Here is a 17,016-nt window from a genome sequence, read left to right on the forward strand (position 1 = left end):
TTTGACTTAGCCTGATAACTTCAGACACAAAGGAAGGTCGGCAATGCAATATCATCGTATTCCCCACAGTTCATTAGAAGTAAGCCTGCTGGGTCTGGGCACCATGACTTTTGGTGAACAAAACAGTGAAGCCGATGCCCATGCTCAACTGGATTACGCCGTTGCAGCCGGTATTAACTTGATTGATACCGCAGAAATGTACCCGGTCCCCCCAAAGCCAGAAACCCAAGGGTTAACTGAGCAATACATTGGTAGCTGGATAAAAGCTCGCGGTAGCCGAGACAAAATCATTTTAGCCAGCAAAGTCTCCGGGCCATCACGTGGGAGCGATAAACCCATTCGCCCCAATATGGCGCTGGATCGGAAAAATATTCGTGTCGCATTGGAAGATAGCCTCCGACGCCTCAATACCGATTATCTTGATATCTATCAGTTACATTGGCCGCAGCGAGAAACCAACTGCTTTGGTAAGTTGAATTATCGTTACAGTGAACAAACCGCGGTTGTCACCTTGCTCGAGACACTGGAAGCCCTGAACGAACAGGTGCGCGCCGGTAAAATCCGTTATATCGGCGTGTCGAATGAAACACCTTGGGGTGTGATGCGTTATCTGCAACTGGCTGAAAAACATGATTTACCGCGTATCGTGTCGATTCAAAACCCCTACAGTTTGCTTAACCGCAGCTTTGAAGTGGGTTTAGCCGAGATAAGCCAACACGAAGGTGTGGAGCTGCTGGCTTATTCTAGTTTGGCGTTTGGCACTCTGAGCGGTAAATACCTGAATGGCGCACAACCTGCTGGGGCGCGTAATACTTTATTCAGCCGATTCACCCGCTATACCGGGCCACAAGCTCAGTTAGCAATAGCTGAATATGTGGCGCTAGCCAAACATCATGGGCTGGATCCCGCGCAAATGGCACTGGCTTTCGTGCGCCAGCAACCTTTTGTTGCCAGCACATTGTTGGGCGCAACCACACTGGAACAACTGAAAAGTAATATTGATAGCCAAGATGTGGTGTTGAGTCAGGAAGTATTGGATGCATTGGAAGAGATTCACACCCGTTTTACCTTTCCAGCACCATAATTTCTGCTCGATTCAATCGCCAAAAGGCCGCTTAGGCGGCCTTCAGATTGCTGACAAAGTAAAATGAAGGAGAATCGTGCCGTTGGGGTCGTAGTGGCGTAAGCCACCGAAGTGCCCCTAGGTGCGGTAAATCCTTCTATTACAGGGTTATAAGTAGGTTTAAGTTATTACACCGCTTTGCGCCGCTGTTGCCGCCACTGCCAGCCCCAGAGCAGCACTATCGCCAGTGCAAATATCACGCCGAAGCCAACGCCTACTGCCACCACTGGCACTCCTAGTTTCACCACCACCGAGAACAAACCCAGCATCAGTAGCATCGCGGTGTTTTCACCCAAATTTTGTACCGCAATAGCATTGCCCGCACCGACACTATTTTTACCGCGCTCCTGCAATAAAGCATTGAGCGGAACCACAAAGAATCCGCCTAAAATCCCGATGATAATCAACAGTAAATAAGCCATTGGCATACTGTGTTGTAGAGCAAAAATCGCCACTGCCACACCAATCAATACCCCGGCCGGTAAGCAGCGTTTCACCGTTTTTAAGGTGATAAAACGAGCCGCAGCCCCTGCCCCGACAACAATGCCAATCGCCACCATGGCATTGAGCAGTGTCGGAGTCGTGTTATCCGTAATTCCTAGCGCAATAGGCACCCACAGCACCAGTAGAAAACGCAATGTGACCCCCGCGCCCCAAAACAAGCTGGTTCCCGCCAGTGAGAAGCGTGTTTCGCCATCGCGCCATAAAATCCGGCAAGCTGCAAAGAAACTGCCGGTCATTGCCCGTGGCCGCCATGAGCTACCGGAGCGAGCGGCAGCTAACCTTGGGATAAACATATTCGCGACCACCGCAATAGCATAAACCAGCGCACACACCCCCAATGCCGCCCCCAGATGCCAATCAGCCAGCACGCCCCCGGCAACCGAGCCGAGTAAAATGGCGGCGATGGTGGAAGCTTCCATCATGCCGTTGGCTTTAACCAACTGTTCTCCGGAGGTAATTTCTCCCAAAATCCCATATTTAGCGGGTGAATAAGCCGCAGCCCCCACGCCCACCAGGCTATATCCCAAAAACGGATTAAAGCCAAAGCAGATAACCAACGCACCGGCCAGTTTCAAGCCGTTCGCCACCATCATCACCCGCCCTTTGGCAAAGCTATCGGCAAATTGCCCGACAAACGGCGCTAGAATGATATAGGTCGCGACGAATGCCATTTGTAAAATTGGCTGGCTCCAGTCGGGGTATAGCTGCTGCTTAATTAATGCCAATGTGGCGAAAAGCAGTGCGTTATCGCCAAAAGCCGAGAAAAACTGTGCGCAGAGAACCGCGACCATCCCTTTTGATAACAGTGGCTTATCTGCTAATGCTTGCTGACTCATGCGCTCATCTCCGGATCTTCCGCCATTTTAGTTAACGTCACAAAGTCAGGTTTGCCGCTCCCCAGCAAGGGCAAGGCATTCACCAGCCGAATATCACGCGGGACGGCCAGTTCAGGAACTCCGTTTTCCCGTGCTGCTTTGAGTAGTTTCTCGCGAGTTATTTCACTGTCGGTGGTAAACAGCACCAAGGCTTCCCCTTTGGCGCTGTCTGTTTTCGTGGCTACCGCATGTTGCTCAGCCGGTGAAATTCGCAGTGCAAGCTGCTCGACACTCTCCAGTGAGACCATTTCTCCGGCTAATTTAGCAAAGCGCTTCATCCGGCCACGAATGGCACAAAATCCTTGTTCATCAATTGCCACAATATCCCCGGTGTCATACCAACCGGCTTCCTGCTCACCCTGAGCATTTTCGGCTGTGGGTTGCTCCAGCACCCCTGGGTTTTCTACCCGCAGATAGCCGCGCATAATATTCGGGCCACGCAATTGTAACCGCCCGCCCTGCTCAATACCGGAGACCGGAATCACGCGGGATTCCATCGCGGGCAGAATACGGCCCACAGTATTCACTTTGGCCGCCATCGGCACATTAATGGCCACCACTGGCGCACATTCCGTGACGCCATAACCTTCCAAAATACGAATACCAAATTTATCCTGCCAAATCTGTTTGGTGCTATCGGCTAACTTTTCAGCGCCAGCCACCACATAACGCAAGCGGGCAAAATCATAAGGATGGGCAAAGCGGGCATAATTGCCCAAGAATGTGGACGTGCCAAACAGCACGGTACAGTTGCGGTCATACACCAGTTCAGGTACTACCCGATAATGCAGCGGGCTGGGGTAGAGGAATACACGGCTGCCAGTCATTAACGGGGTGAATAAACCAACCGTCAGGCCAAAAGCATGGAACAGCGGCAGTGACGACATAAAACGATCACGCGGTGTGAAGTCTGCGATGGTGCGGATCTGCTCGACGTTTGCCAATAAACTGGCATGCGAATGCACCACACCTTTAGGATTACCCTCTGAGCCGGAGGTGAATAAAATCAAGGCGCTATCGTCAGCCTGCTGTGGCACCATCGCCCGACGAGGGCAACATAAATGGAATAAAATCCATAGCTTATCGGCCAGAGTCACAGTGTCTTTTAAATCTTCCAGATAGACCCAATTAGCCTCTGTTACCTGCTCAGGCAAATGTGTCAGTTTGCCCTTTTCCAAAAACTGGCGCGAAGTGACGATAGTCTTCAATGAAGCTGCGGTAATGGCGCTTTTTAGGCCTTTAGCGCCGGAAGTGTAGTTGAGCAGCGCCGGGATACGGCCCCGCAAAGTCGCGCCGAAAATCGCCGCAGCCGTGATTGTGGCATTGGGCAAAAGCATCCCAACATGCTCTCCCTGCGCGGTAAAACGTTGCAGAATACGGCTGACACCTAAGATTTTCTTTAGCAGTGTTTGATAGCTATCTTCTTTAAAGGAAATGTCTTCGATGCAGGGCTTAAAGCGCCCATAGCGCGTTTGTGCGGATAGCAGCGCTTCGAATAGCGTTTCGCGCGGCACAATAGCCATACGCGCCGCCATCATAATGGTGTGTAAACGCTCACCCGCCAACACTCGGCGGTCACGAGCACGCAGAGCTTGCGGCATGGGTAAGGGGGTTGCGGGCAGCACATGAATACTGATTTTTGGGAACCAACGGACTTTTAGCACGTCGCCCAATCGGCCAAAATGAGTAAATTCCGGGCCTTCTAAACGGATAGGAACCACCATAGCGCCTGATTTCGCGGCCACAAATGCAGCGCCATCATAAATTTTCATCAATGAGCCGGTCACGGTAATTCGGCCCTCAGGGAATACCACCACCGGTCTGCCCTGCTCGACCATTCTGACCAAGTGTTTGATGGCCATCGGCTTGGTCGGATCAAGCGCGACAAAATCCACATAGGGCCGCAACCAGCGCATATACCAGCTTTCAGTGATGTTGGAATAGACCGCAAATACTGGTTTTATTGGGAGAAACAGCGCTAACAAAGCACCATCAAGGAAAGAAACATGATTAGGGGTAATAATCAGCTTTTGGTGTGAAAACTGGTCAGTAATACCCTCGATGGTGACGCGAAACAACCCACGAAAAAGAGCACGTAACAAGCGATAAGCCATATCTGTTTCTCTATAACTCGATGAATATGATAAGAAGAGAATACTATAATAGTGGCTGATTTATCTGTAAGAGGAGGCTGGAAATACGCGATGAAAGAACAAATAAAAAAAAACCTACGCATCTGCGTAGGTCGGTGCAAATAAAAAACTGGCTTTAACATACAGCGTATGTTGATTATTCACCAATTAATACCTCTGGGATCACTACTGTATCTGTTTCTGCGAACCCTCAGCCAGCAAGCAATCGCAACATTTACGTGCAAAGTGTAACCAGGAGTGAACATTGTGAGTAAGCCGAAAAGTTTTGTAATTCATTAGGGTACATTCTGCGCATTAGTACAGCGCCACCTCAACCAGGCAACTCATCGCATTCGGGCCTTGCGTCAAACGAGAAGTCCCAATATCCAATGTCAGGACATTCGGGTTACCGGATTGCTCAACCTGATGTTGTTGACTATCAATAGGTTTTTGGCTATCAATAGGTTGCTGACTACCAAAGCCGGGGTCAAACCATGCCCCTGTAGCCATCAGCACTACGCCACGAGTCACACCATCAGTAATGCGCACCCCCGCCAGACAATTACCGCGTAAGTTACTCACTTTCACCTGGCTGCCCTCAGTTATTGCACGGCTGGCCGCATCCTGCGGATGCATATAAAGAGTTTCGCGCCCTGCAGTTTTATTCCCCTGCGCCAAAGGGGCCGGATCAAGCTGGCTGTGCAAACGGTCACTCGGCTGGATAGAGATCAAATGCAGCGGCCATTGTTCCGCCTGCGGTGCGCCCAGCCATTCAATAGGGGGCTTCCATTGTGCATGCGGAGCAAAATCATCATATTGATAACTGGCGATTTTTTCACTGAATAGCTCAATTTTACCACTCGGCGTCTGCAGTGGATTAACCTGCGGATCAGATCGGAAAGCATCAAAGAAAACAAACTCTTTCTGTGGAGCCGGTAAATCCACATGCCCCCGTTGCCAGAAAGTATCGAAATCAGGCCATTCCACCCCATGAGGCTGTTGCGCGGCACCACATTCTTGATAGATATGCTTGATCCACGTCATTTCATCGCGCCCCTCAGTAAAGGTGTCGCGATAACCGAGCCGCTCAGCCAAATCAGCAAAAATATCGAAATCGTGTCGGGCTTGATGCTGCGGGGCAATGGCCTGATGCATCGCCAAGACATAGCGGTCTCGAGACGAGCCACCAATATCATTGCGCTCCAGCGAACTGGTCACCGGCAACACGATATCGGCCATTTTAGCCGCGGGTGTCCACCAGATATCCTGCACAATCACGGTATCCGGCTTTTGCCAGCCCTCCACCAGCCGGTTTAATTGCTGATGATGATGGAAAGGGTTGCCACCCGCCCAGTGCACCAGATGAATGTCGGGGTAGGTATGAGTTTCGCCCTGAAATTGATAAGGTTGCCCCGGTTGCAGCAACATGTCACAAATCCGCGCCACGGGGATCGCCAGCCCAGATGGATTTTTCCCCACCGACATAGTTGGCCCTGGGGTATCAATTCTGGGGTTACCCACGCCATTCATTGAGCCGTGACCAAATGAGAAACCGCCACCAGGCAAGCCCACTTGCCCTAACATGGCGGATAACGCGATTACCATCCAGTAAGGTTGTTCACCACGGTGTGCGCGCTGAACTGAATAGGAGCAAGTCATAAAGCTACGCACACCAATAAGTTGCTGTGCTAACTGACTTATTCTTGCCGCCGGAATGCCGGTGATTTCACTGGCCCAGTCTGGCGTTTTCGCGACTCCATCACTCACTCCACGAATGTAATCGGCTAATTGCTCATAGCCCACACAGTGGCTAGCCAGAAAAGCACGGTCTTCTCCCCCAACCCGCTGAATTTCATATGCCAGCGCCAGCATCAATGCCACATCGGTATTCGGGCGAATGGGTATCCATTCCGCATTAACAAAGTCTGGGCAGTCATCGCGCATCGGGCTGATGTTAATCACCGGCGTCCCTTTTTTTGCCAATTTCTCCAGCCAGGGTTTTAATGAGTGCTCCGCTGAACCGCCAGAGGATACCTGAGCATTTTTCAAGGCTAATCCACCAAAGGCGATAAACAGCTCGCAGTGCTCGACCACACTCGGCCAAGACGTCACTCTGCCGGTCAGTGGGCTAAAAGTCCCTATCACATAGGGTAAGAAAAACTGCGCCGAACCCCAACTGTAGTTACCAAGTTGATCAACCCCCCCACCGCCACCGAAATAGAAACGCCGAACTAATGAGCGAGCGTGATGTAAACGCCCAGCAGAAGACCAGCCATAGGAACCGGTAAATAGCCCTGATGGGCCATATTTGTCCCTCACACGGCGATTCTCTGCTGCGACTAAATCCAGTGCAACATCCCAATCCACCTCAACAAAATCTTCCCGTCCACGCAAAGTGCGGTCACTTTTTTCCCGGTGCTGTAACCACGAGCGACGTACTGCGGGTTTGCGGATACGTCTGTCGGAATAGACCATTGGGACAATGGAATCCAGCAAGGGTGACGGATTGGAGTCATCGGCAAAAGGTTCGCAGCGAATTAATTTGCCATCCTCAACGACGGCGGTGTATGCGCCCCAGTGGGCAAGCTGGGGGTAACGGGTGATGGACATAGCTATCTCAAACAATTAAATAGATCATAAAAGTAACATTTACCCAGCAGTAAACCCAAAGCACAATTTTGACTAAACCTAAATGTTTTGGACTAAGCAGGTACTGATGTTTTTTTTGTTCGCTGTCTGGCGATGTGACTTTTTTTGTCGCCCATCCGGGGGTAATGTTCCTAATTTTCGATGCTGCGCTTTTTTCTCACTAAGTTGCGATCATCCCCCCTTGCGGAGCGCCCTGTTTTCCGCAAAACTGGGCGATGTAAGCGATTACCCTGAAAATTTCTGGAAGAAAAATGGCCACTATTAAGGATGTTGCCAAGCTGGCGGGTGTTTCCGTCGCGACGGTATCTCGTGTTATCAATAATTCGCCCAAGGCCAGTGAAACATCAAGAAAAGCGGTATGTGACGCTATGGAGCAGTTGCAATATCACCCGAATGCCAATGCTCGGGCGCTGGCGCAACAATCAACAGAAACCGTCGGTATGATTGTCTCTGATGTATCCGACCCCTTCTTTGGCTCAATGGTCAAAGCCGTCGAGCAAGTGGCTTATGCCACCGGTAATTTTCTATTGATTGGAAACGGTTACCATGAAGAGGAAAAAGAGCGCCAGGCTATCGAACAACTGATCCGCCATCGCTGTGCCGCGCTGGTCGTCCATGCCAAAAAATTATCCGATGAGGAATTGACATCATTAATGCAGCAAATTCCCGGTATGGTGTTGATTAACCGCACTTTACCCGGTTTTGAAGCTCGCTGTGTCGCATTAGATGATCGTTACGGTGCCTGGCTGGCAACCCGCCATCTGATTCAACAAGGTCATAAACGGATTGCGATTATTTGCTCCAATCATCAGATTTCAGATGCTATTGATCGGCTGCAAGGTTATCTGGATGCACTGGAAGAGTTTGGTCTGCCGGTTGACGACCGCTTAATTTCCTACAGTACGCCAGATGAAATCGGCGGTGAGCAAGCCATGACCGAGCTACTTGGCCGCGGCAAACACTTCACCGCGGTCACCTGTTACAATGATTCGATGGCGGCTGGAGCATTATCCGTGCTCAGTGATAACAGTATCGAGGTGCCGCAAGAGATCTCACTGATCGGTTTTGACGATGTGTTGATCTCGCGTTATTTGCGCCCTCGCCTGACCACCATTCGCTATCCGGTGGTAGCGATGGCAACTCAGGCGGCAGAATTAGCATTGGCGCTCGCCAATAACACGCCACTGCCCGAAATCACTAATATGTTCAGCCCAACACTGGTGCGCCGCCATTCAGTCGCTAGCCCACAAACTAATATTAACTCCCCACTGGCAGATGAGTGAGGCATTGGGTCACTATGATTAAATCAGCTCTAATGCAATAAGTTCTTCGATGGTTTGGCGGCGGCGAATTAAACGCGGCTGCCCCTGCTCGAACAAAACTTCTGGTAATAATGGGCGGCTATTGTAGTTAGAAGACATTGATGCGCCATAAGCCCCGGTATCATGGAATACCAAATAGTCGCCAATTTTGGCGGTAGGTAATGCACGGGTTTCTAACCCACCACCGGCTTCTTGAGTAAACACATCCCCAGACTCGCAAAGCGGGCCAGCGACCACAGTATCAAGCAGTGGCTCGCCCGCTAGTGAGCGCCCATCGGCAGGTAGCAACGAAATATGATGGTAACTGCCATACATGGCCGGCCGCATCAAATCATTAAAGCCCGCATCCACCAAAACATAGTGTCGGCGGCCCATATTTTTCACCGCCCGAACTTGCGCGATTAGCACACCGGACTCGGCCACCAGGAAGCGGCCGGGTTCAATTTCAAGACTGACAGCATGGCCCAAATGGGCGGCAATTTTCTCGCGAGCGTGATTCCATAAACCATAATAATGTTCGGTATCAATCTCATCATCACCAAATTGGTACGGAATAGATAACCCGCCACCAGCCGAAATAGCGCTGATATCTTGCCCAAGCGCGATAACCTGCTGCACCATAGCATCACAAACTTGTTCCAAATGCTGATAATCAACACCGGAGCCAATATGCATATGGATGCCCACCAGCGTTAAACCATATTGCTGAATTTTCTCAATGGCTTGCGGCAAATCTTCATGCCAAATACCGTGTTTACTGTTTTCACCGCCGGTATTGGTTTTCTGACTGTGTCCATGGCCGAACCCCGGATTGACCCGCAGCCAGACAGGGTGGCCGGGCGCATGCTGCCCCAGTTGATCAAGCATATCGATGGAGCCAGCATTCACCGGGATGTTTAATTCCGTCACTCGCAATAATGTGGCCTGATCCAGCAAATCGGCAGTAAAGACAATCTCAGCAGGTTCCTGTCCCGGCTGGAAACCAGCCTGTAATGCGCGTTCTATCTCGCCCAGTGATACCGAGTCAACTTTGACCCCTTGCTCACGCATCAACCGCAAAATATGAATATTTGAACAGGCTTTCTGAGCAAAACGAATGACATCAAAATGACGCAATTGATTGATTTTTTGAGTAATGATTTCACCATCATAGGCCCAAACCGGGCAACCAAAACGCTCTGGTAAAGCAATCAGATTTTGGGCAGTCAGTGCCGTAGAAATATCGTTAAGTGCGCGCGGCATAGGTATGTCCTAATAATGGATGGTCAATATAGGGGGCGAAAATAAGGATTTCGCGGATGACTTATTATTAACGACAGAGTGGCGGTGAGGAAAATATCTATTTACCCTTAGTCTATTCATTTATGATATGGATTAGATGATTTTTACACCACCGCCGGAGCGCTGTGATGCCCGCTATTTCTCTACGACAAATAGAAATTTTTCATGCTGTTATGACCACCGGTAATCTGACTGAAGCCGCATTATTGCTCCAGACATCACAACCGACCGTCAGCCGTGAATTGGCTCGTTTTGAGCAATTAGTCCAGTTAAAGCTGTTTGATCGAGTGCGCGGGCGGTTGTATCCCACAGTGCAAGGTTTGCGCTTATTTGAAGAGGTTCAGCGCTCTTATTATGGGCTTGATCGTATTAAACAAGCCGCCGAGGGAATCCGCCAATTCCAACATGCACAGCTTTCTATTGCTTGCCTGCCGGTATTTTCTCAATCACTGCTACCGGCAGTGTGCAAACCCTTTATTGACCGCTATCCGGAAGTTAGCCTCAGTGTTATTCCGCAAGAATCACCTTTATTGGAAGAATGGCTTTCAGCCCAGCGGCACGACCTCGGCCTGACAGAAAATACGCAGACCCCAGCAGGCACGGTGCGTCATGCGCTGATGACGGTGAATGAAGTTTGTGTATTACCCAATGATCACCCGTTGCGGGAAAAAAGGGTTCTCACACCGCAAGATTTCCAGGGCGAGAATTTTATCAGCCTGTCAGTCACCGACAGTTATCGCCAATTGTTGGACAATCTCTTTATGGAACAAGGTATTAATCGAAGATTAGTTTTGGAAACTCACAGCGCGGCATCAGTTTGCGCCATGGTGCGGGAGGGGGTGGGGGTCTCCATTGTTAACCCATTAACCGCGCTGGATTATATCGGCAAAGGGGCCGCTGACGGCGTTTGCATACGGCCATTCAGTGTTGAAATTCCCTTTACTATCAGCTTGATACAGCCAATGCATCGCCCATCATCAACTCTGGTGGAGACCTTTATCGAGCATCTGAAACAACAGGCAATCACCTTCCAACAACGTCTGGCCGCGGTGATTGCCCAACAGTATTAAGCGGTTAATTAAGCGGCGGTGACCTTACTGGCACGCGCCCGAGAGAAAGTAAACAGACACAGCAGCAAACCAATCACTGCGAGTCCGGCGGCGGCCAGCGGAACGGCCGTCAATCCCAGCCCTTTGGCGATCACCACACCCCCAACCCACGCCCCTAAAGCATTACCAACATTAAAGGCCGCAATATTGAGGGTTGATACCAAATTAGGGGCTTTTTTGCCGTAAGTGACGACGTTAATTTGCAAAGCTGGCACGGCTGAGAATGCCGCAGCTGACCACAAGAATAAGGTCACTTCCGCCGCCAAGAATGAGTTACTTGTCCAGCTAAAGAGGGCTGAAAAAATCGCGATGAGCAAGAACGTCATGGTCAGGCTTACCGATAATCGCCAATCAGCTAACCGCCCACCAACAATATTGCCCAATGTCAGACCCACCCCCATCAACAACAATGTCCAACTGATACCGTGCTCAGAAACCTGAGTCACTTCAGTTAGAATTGGCGCAATATAAGTAAAGAGGGCGAACATCGCCGCAGCAAAAAAGACCGTCATCAGCAAAGATAACCAGATACCGCCACCGCGCAGCGCCACAATCTCTTTGCGTAACTCGGTCGGCGCTTCCTCCTGAGAAGAAGGCAGCTTGCTATAAAGTGTTGCCAGTGAGAATAAGCCGATGACCGAGACGACCCAAAATGTCGAACGCCAGCCGAAAGCTTGCCCCAAAGCGGTTCCCAAGGGGACGCCCAACACATTCGCCAGTGTCAGGCCGGTAAACATCAGCGCCACCGCAGACGCCCGTCTATTGGGGGCCACCAGATTAGAAGCCACCACAGCACCAATACCAAAAAAGGCCCCGTGGCTCAGCGCGGTAATGACCCTGGCTAACATCAGGAAATCATAACTGTATGCCAGTGCACACATCAGGTTACCAATGATAAAGATAACCATTAATAACAATAATGTCTTTTTACGCGGTAACTTAGCCGTCAAAACCGCCATGATAGGTGCGCCGATAGCCACCCCCAGCGCATAGCCACTGATTAACCAACCTGCAGTTGGAATCGAGATGTGCAAATCACCCGCCACCTGCGGCAACAATCCCATAATGACAAATTCAGTGGTACCAATAGCAAAAGCACTCAGTGCTAATGCCAAGAGCGCAACAGGCATAATCAAAGCTCCCAGTCAGATAATATCTCCCCGTCGTAGGTCACAGGCAGATCAAATTGTTGCCAGTAATAATTAACCGACATGTAGCAGTAAGTAGAAAAAAGGCAAAAGAAAGCGGCCAATTGCCGAATAATGCAGCAATAACCCTATTATTTATAATTGTTTAATTTCTCAACTTGCCATACCCAATCAACTTCAACATGACGGGCATAGATAGAAATAACATGAGTTGAGGAATGATGACCAGTAATGAACAGAGTTATAACTAGCCTGATAAGTAATAATTTATCATTTTTAGCGATAACCAAATGAAATAAATAATGATTTAGACACATCGCCAACAATAAAAATATGTTTGAGAATGTAACCGCGCAGCTAACACCGCTGTAGTTTCAGTTAGGCAGGGGATGAGTGGCAAACCACTCCACCAAAAAGTCCAACATCGACCTTAATGTCGCTGGCATTTGCCGACGTGAGGTATAGATTCCATAAATTCCCATCGCCTGTGGTTGATAATCTGGCAATAATCTTATTAGCTCACCACGGGCAATATAAGGCGCGGCGGAGTAGCAGGGTTGCAAAGTGATACCGGCACCTTCTAATGCTGCGCTGAGCAAAACAACCGATTCATTGGCACTGAGATTCCCCCCGACCGCAACAGATGATTTAATTCCTTGTTGATCAAAATGCCATAAACTTTTACCAAAATAGGAATAGGTCAGGCAGTTGTGAACTGCCAAGTCAGATGGGATTTTCGGCGTTCCTTTAGCAGATAAATAACTCGGCGAAGCGCAAACCACCGAATGGCAAATGGAGAGCGGACGAGCGATTAAATTGGGATCTAAATCATTGGTAATACGCAGTGCCAAATCAATACGTTCCTCCACCAAATTGACAGTTCGGTTATTCATTTGTAAATCCACTGCGACCTGAGGATGACGGCGTAAATACTCAGTAACGGCGATCGCCACTGCATTTTGTCCTAGCGATTGAGAGCAACTGATACGCAACAAACCGCGCAGTTCATCATTTTCTTGCCCCTCAACTAAATCCATATCTTTAGCAAATTCAAGCATATGTCGGCAACGCGTGAGTGTGGACTCCCCAGCATGAGTCAGACTCAATTTTCGAGTTGTGCGGTGCAATAAACGTGCTCCGGCCCATTGCTCCATCTGCGCCAAATAGCGTGTCACCATGGCCCGCGACATATCCAAAGTCTCGGCAGCGGCAATCATACTGCCCCGCTCAACAATAGCGACAAACACCTCTGCTGCGGTAATCCTATCCATTATTAGCTCGATTTAAGCAACAAACAATTACCTATTATCGGGTTTTTCTATCGATATAAGCAATCTATTATCTAGCCCATACCCCAGTCACTCTCAGGAAAATGAACATGTTAAATAAAACTCTATTACAAATGGCCTTTGCTGGCCTGACAACTTTCGCTGCTGTATCAACCGCTAATGCAGCTGAACAGCTCAAAATGGAAGTTTATAACCCCGGTGAAAAAAGCATCTTCCCGGTATCGTCTGAAATTATCAGCGGAAAAACTGAAGTGGTGCTGATTGATACTCAATTTCAGCGCAATGATGCCGAAGCTCTGGTGAAGAAAATTCAGCAAAGTGGTAAGAAACTGACCACTATTTATATCAGCCAGGCAGATCCTGACTTCTATTTCGGCCTGGATGTGATTACCAAGGCTTTTCCACAAGCTAAAGTGATCGCAACCCCGCAAACCATTGAAGAAATTAAAGCCACCAAAGACGGGAAAATGGCCTATTGGGGCCCGATTTTGAAAGAAAAGGCCCCTATCCGTGTCATTGTCCCGCAAGAGCTGCAAGGCAAAAGTTTTACGGTTGATGGACAGGAAATTAATATTGAAGGCTTAGATGGGCCATCGCCAGAAAAAACATTTGTCTGGATCCCATCATTAAAAGCGGTCGTTGGTGGTGTTGCCGTCTCGGGTAATATTCATTTATGGGTCGCTGATACTCAAACAACTGAGTCACGCCAAAACTGGCTGACAACACTAGATAAAATCAAAGCATTGAAACCAGTCACCGTGGTTCCAGGGCATTATCTTGATAACGCACCACAAACATTAGAATCAGTGACCTTTACTCAACGTTATTTAACGACGTTAAATGCAGAAATTCCTAAAGCAAAAGACTCAGCTGAACTCATTGCAGCGATGAAAAAACATTACCCTGAACTGAAAGATGAATCTAGTTTGGAATTAAGCGCCAAGGTGCTTAAAAACGAAATGAAATGGCCGCAATAAAAGCCATTAACATTAATTGTCACTGAATAAGCTCATCAGAAAATATAATTTTAGGAAAACACAATGGCCGGTACAAAGTTACATTACATTTTTGATCCATTATGTGGCTGGTGTTATGGTGCCGCGCCGCTGGTACAAGCTGCACAAAATATTCCTAATCTCACTCTGGTATTGCACGGTGGTGGAATGATGTCAGGAGTTAATCGTCGCCAAATAGATAGCCAATGGCGTAGCTATGTTATGCCCCATGACCAACGCATTTCACAGCTAACCGGGCAAATTTTTGGTGATGATTACTTTAATAATTTACTGAAAGATACTTCAGTTATTATGGATTCCACACCGCCGATCGCCGCTATTCTGGCATCGGAGGCATTTGCAGGCCGGGGTGCAGAACTACTGCACCGCATCCAACACGCTCATTATGTTGAAGGCCGCCGCATTGCAGATACTCCTGTGTTAACGGAACTTGCTGTGGAACTTGGGCTAGATAAGGATTCATTTATAAACGCCTACAATAGCGCTTTAACAACATCCAGCCAGCATATTGCTGAAAGCCGAGCATTACTGGCTAAAGTACATGGACACGGCTTCCCTACTTTTGTACTGGAAGACGAACAAGGGAAAATAACGCCCCTGCCTGCAAATGAATATTATGGAAATCCGTCTGGCTGGGGTGAGTTGTTAAAAAGTATTACGGCACATTAAAAACTAACTGCGACCGCCTTATTAATATGGTGAGGAGGTTGTACTGTGGCTGGCAAACAAAAGCGAGCCACAGATTAATTGAGTTGAAAAGTTTGTTGCTGTAAAACCTCAGAGGCGCGAGTAGATTGGCCGACTAATTCAGCATTTAGTTTTGTAACTTCATTAATCGCCCCTACCCGCGCAGTTATATCCTCAATACCTTTACTTTGTGCATGTGATACAGCAGATATTTCTATCATCAAATCCATCACTTTTATAACCACGTCAATAAAAGCGCGTAAGTTGTCACCAGAGCGACCCACCAAACCGGCCCCTGCTGGAATGTAAGTTGAAGAGTTCCCAATAAGGCGCTTAATATTCAGTGCTGAATGACCAGTGCGCTAACATCCCCACTTCCCATGCAATAATGGAGAATCGCCGCCCGTGTTCACCTGCATGAGCAGCTGCAATTGCAGCATTTAAAGCCAGAATATTGGTTTGGAAAGCAACTGATTCAATCAAGGTGATAACCTCAGCTATCGCCTGCGAACCCGCAGAAATATCAGCCATCGAACTCACCACGCTCGACATCATGCTCCACCTTGGCTGGCGATATAATGCGAGAGAATATTTTTATTACAGTTAACGATGATTGGCATAACAATATTTCCCATCAAGTAGGACAGATATATCTCAATAAACAGAAAGATATATTTATATATCATTACGAGTCAGTAAACGTAAATTATTAACAGGATGCCCTTCGGACTGTTCTATCAACATCATATCTTCGTTCAGTCGATAGAAGATAGGGTGACTTACCGCATAGGGCGTATTCAGAAGGTCATCCAGATAACGATTCTCACCCTCTATAATTGTTAGAGATAATATTTTACCGATAAAAATATTAGCCTTAACATCTACCACATTAAAAGCAATATTTCTTCTTGCTTTTACATAACCATCACTACCATATACATCCGCAGATGATTTAACCTCTCTTCCAATAATACTAACCCTTGAACAAACATGATAGTTCTCTGTTAGATTATTAAAATCATGATTGACTGCCCAGTAGCCTTCTATATCTTTCATGGGATGAAAGCAGGAGTAAAAACGTCCAAATACATATCCTAATCCAATACTAAATAAAATTCCAAGATATAATATTTTCGTTATTTTTTTTCGCATACTAGCCCCATACTCTGACATTTGCAGATAGTGTAATCACCATTTTTTTGTTTTTTTAAAAATACATAGGGTTCTTTATTATAGGAAAACAAAAAATCTTTATCGCGAACTTCATCTAAATTCACTAATATAGGCAGTTTTTTCACATCAATAAGTTTCACTTGATAATAGTTAGATGTCATATTGAATGAAACCAATAAAAAAAAACAAAAAGTAATAAAAATAATAATTTTGCAAGTAAAACCAATAGACTCCGAGGGTGAATAGATACTTTTATCTTTAAGGTGATCGACAGAATCAACCTCAGTAATTAATAAGTTTGGCGCAAGATTATTGGCCGTAAAATCAGGTTTAATACCAATACTATATCCTTTTTTAGGAATTGTAGTAACCAATTCATGTTTTTTATCATCCAAAGCATTCCGTAAGTTACTAATAGTTTGAGTTAATGTATTGTCAGTAACATAACTTCCTAGCCATATTTTCTTCTCGATATCCTCACGAGAAATAGCCTCCGGATAGTGAGAACACAACAAAGACAAAACTTCAGACTCTTTGTTTCTTATTTTGGTAATACACCCTCTATTATTAATAATTCTCTTTCTCGGAGTAAAAACAATATCACCAAGAATTATTTCATCCATTTCATTTCTCACACTTTTAAATATAACTTAAGAAAGTAACAGAAATGACAACATTAGTCCTTAACTGAAGAAAATAAAAAAATCA

Annotated in this window: 13 protein-coding genes and 1 pseudogene; 5 read left to right on the forward strand and 9 right to left on the reverse strand. The window is 47.5% G+C overall.

Annotated elements, in window-relative coordinates:
* Window positions 1-43: 43 nt before the first annotated feature.
* Window positions 44-1,084, forward strand: a complete 1,041-nt coding sequence (locus tag DXZ79_RS15825) for an NADP(H)-dependent aldo-keto reductase (protein ID WP_038631176.1) — start codon at window positions 44-46, stop codon at window positions 1,082-1,084.
* Between the two features lie 167 nt (window positions 1,085-1,251).
* Here the strand turns inward: DXZ79_RS15825 and lplT are convergent, their stop codons facing one another.
* The 3 genes from lplT to DXZ79_RS15840 form a co-directional block, all read right to left on the reverse strand.
* Window positions 1,252-2,463 (reverse strand): lysophospholipid transporter LplT, encoded by a 1,212-nt coding sequence (gene lplT, locus DXZ79_RS15830; protein WP_038631173.1) that lies wholly within the window; start codon window positions 2,461-2,463, stop codon window positions 1,252-1,254.
* Window positions 2,460-4,616 (reverse strand): bifunctional acyl-ACP--phospholipid O-acyltransferase/long-chain-fatty-acid--ACP ligase, encoded by a 2,157-nt coding sequence (gene aas / locus DXZ79_RS15835; RefSeq protein ID WP_038631170.1) that lies wholly within the window; start codon window positions 4,614-4,616, stop codon window positions 2,460-2,462. Before aas ends, lplT begins: the two co-directional genes overlap by 4 nt.
* 333 nt (window positions 4,617-4,949) lie before the next feature.
* The gene (locus DXZ79_RS15840) at window positions 4,950-7,244 is read right to left on the reverse strand and encodes a molybdopterin guanine dinucleotide-containing S/N-oxide reductase (protein WP_042562465.1); all 2,295 of its coding nucleotides are present in this window, start codon (window positions 7,242-7,244) and stop codon (window positions 4,950-4,952) included.
* 290 nt (window positions 7,245-7,534) lie between these two features.
* Between DXZ79_RS15840 and galR the strand changes: the two genes are divergently transcribed.
* Entirely contained in the window at window positions 7,535-8,566 is a 1,032-nt protein-coding gene (galR, locus tag DXZ79_RS15845; protein WP_038631166.1) for an HTH-type transcriptional regulator GalR, read from the forward strand.
* An 18-nt stretch (window positions 8,567-8,584) separates the two neighbouring features.
* On the opposite strand, the gene lysA is transcribed toward galR, so the two are convergent.
* Entirely contained in the window at window positions 8,585-9,847 is a 1,263-nt protein-coding gene (gene lysA, locus DXZ79_RS15850; protein WP_120011434.1) for a diaminopimelate decarboxylase, read from the reverse strand.
* A gap of 167 nt (window positions 9,848-10,014) precedes the next feature.
* On the opposite strand from lysA, the gene DXZ79_RS15855 reads away from it, so the two are divergent.
* Window positions 10,015-10,956 (forward strand): LysR family transcriptional regulator, encoded by a 942-nt coding sequence (locus DXZ79_RS15855; RefSeq protein WP_038631163.1) that lies wholly within the window; start codon window positions 10,015-10,017, stop codon window positions 10,954-10,956.
* 8 nt (window positions 10,957-10,964) lie between these two features.
* Here the strand turns inward: DXZ79_RS15855 and DXZ79_RS15860 are convergent, their stop codons facing one another.
* Window positions 10,965-12,125: an MFS transporter gene (locus tag DXZ79_RS15860; RefSeq protein ID WP_120011435.1), complete on the reverse strand. Its 1,161-nt coding sequence runs from the start codon at window positions 12,123-12,125 to the stop codon at window positions 10,965-10,967.
* Window positions 12,126-12,517: 392 nt separating this feature from the next.
* Window positions 12,518-13,414: a LysR family transcriptional regulator gene (locus tag DXZ79_RS15865; RefSeq protein ID WP_038631159.1), complete on the reverse strand. Its 897-nt coding sequence runs from the start codon at window positions 13,412-13,414 to the stop codon at window positions 12,518-12,520.
* A gap of 107 nt (window positions 13,415-13,521) precedes the next feature.
* On the opposite strand from DXZ79_RS15865, the gene DXZ79_RS15870 reads away from it, so the two are divergent.
* Entirely contained in the window at window positions 13,522-14,409 is an 888-nt protein-coding gene (locus DXZ79_RS15870) for an MBL fold metallo-hydrolase (protein WP_120011436.1), read from the forward strand.
* 63 nt (window positions 14,410-14,472) lie between these two features.
* Window positions 14,473-15,117 (forward strand): DsbA family protein, encoded by a 645-nt coding sequence (locus DXZ79_RS15875; RefSeq protein WP_038631155.1) that lies wholly within the window; start codon window positions 14,473-14,475, stop codon window positions 15,115-15,117.
* On the opposite strand, the pseudogene DXZ79_RS21145 reads toward DXZ79_RS15875, so the two are convergent.
* The 3 genes and pseudogenes from DXZ79_RS21145 to DXZ79_RS15890 all read right to left on the reverse strand — a co-directional run.
* Window positions 15,114-15,707: pseudogene (locus DXZ79_RS21145) on the reverse strand (methyl-accepting chemotaxis protein); the annotation flags it as partial. The gene DXZ79_RS15875 and the pseudogene DXZ79_RS21145 sit on opposite strands and share 4 nt — an antisense overlap.
* Before the next feature lie 103 nt (window positions 15,708-15,810).
* Window positions 15,811-16,287 (reverse strand): hypothetical protein, encoded by a 477-nt coding sequence (locus DXZ79_RS15885; RefSeq protein WP_038631154.1) that lies wholly within the window; start codon window positions 16,285-16,287, stop codon window positions 15,811-15,813.
* A complete protein-coding gene (locus DXZ79_RS15890; protein WP_042562466.1) occupies window positions 16,272-16,931 on the reverse strand; it encodes a winged helix-turn-helix domain-containing protein in 660 nt (219 codons plus the stop codon). Before DXZ79_RS15890 ends, DXZ79_RS15885 begins: the two co-directional genes overlap by 16 nt.
* Between the last annotated feature and the right edge of the window lie 85 nt (window positions 16,932-17,016).

It is taken from the genome of Yersinia rochesterensis (assembly GCF_003600645.1).
GTDB classification, from domain to species: Bacteria; Pseudomonadota; Gammaproteobacteria; order Enterobacterales; family Enterobacteriaceae; genus Yersinia; species Yersinia rochesterensis.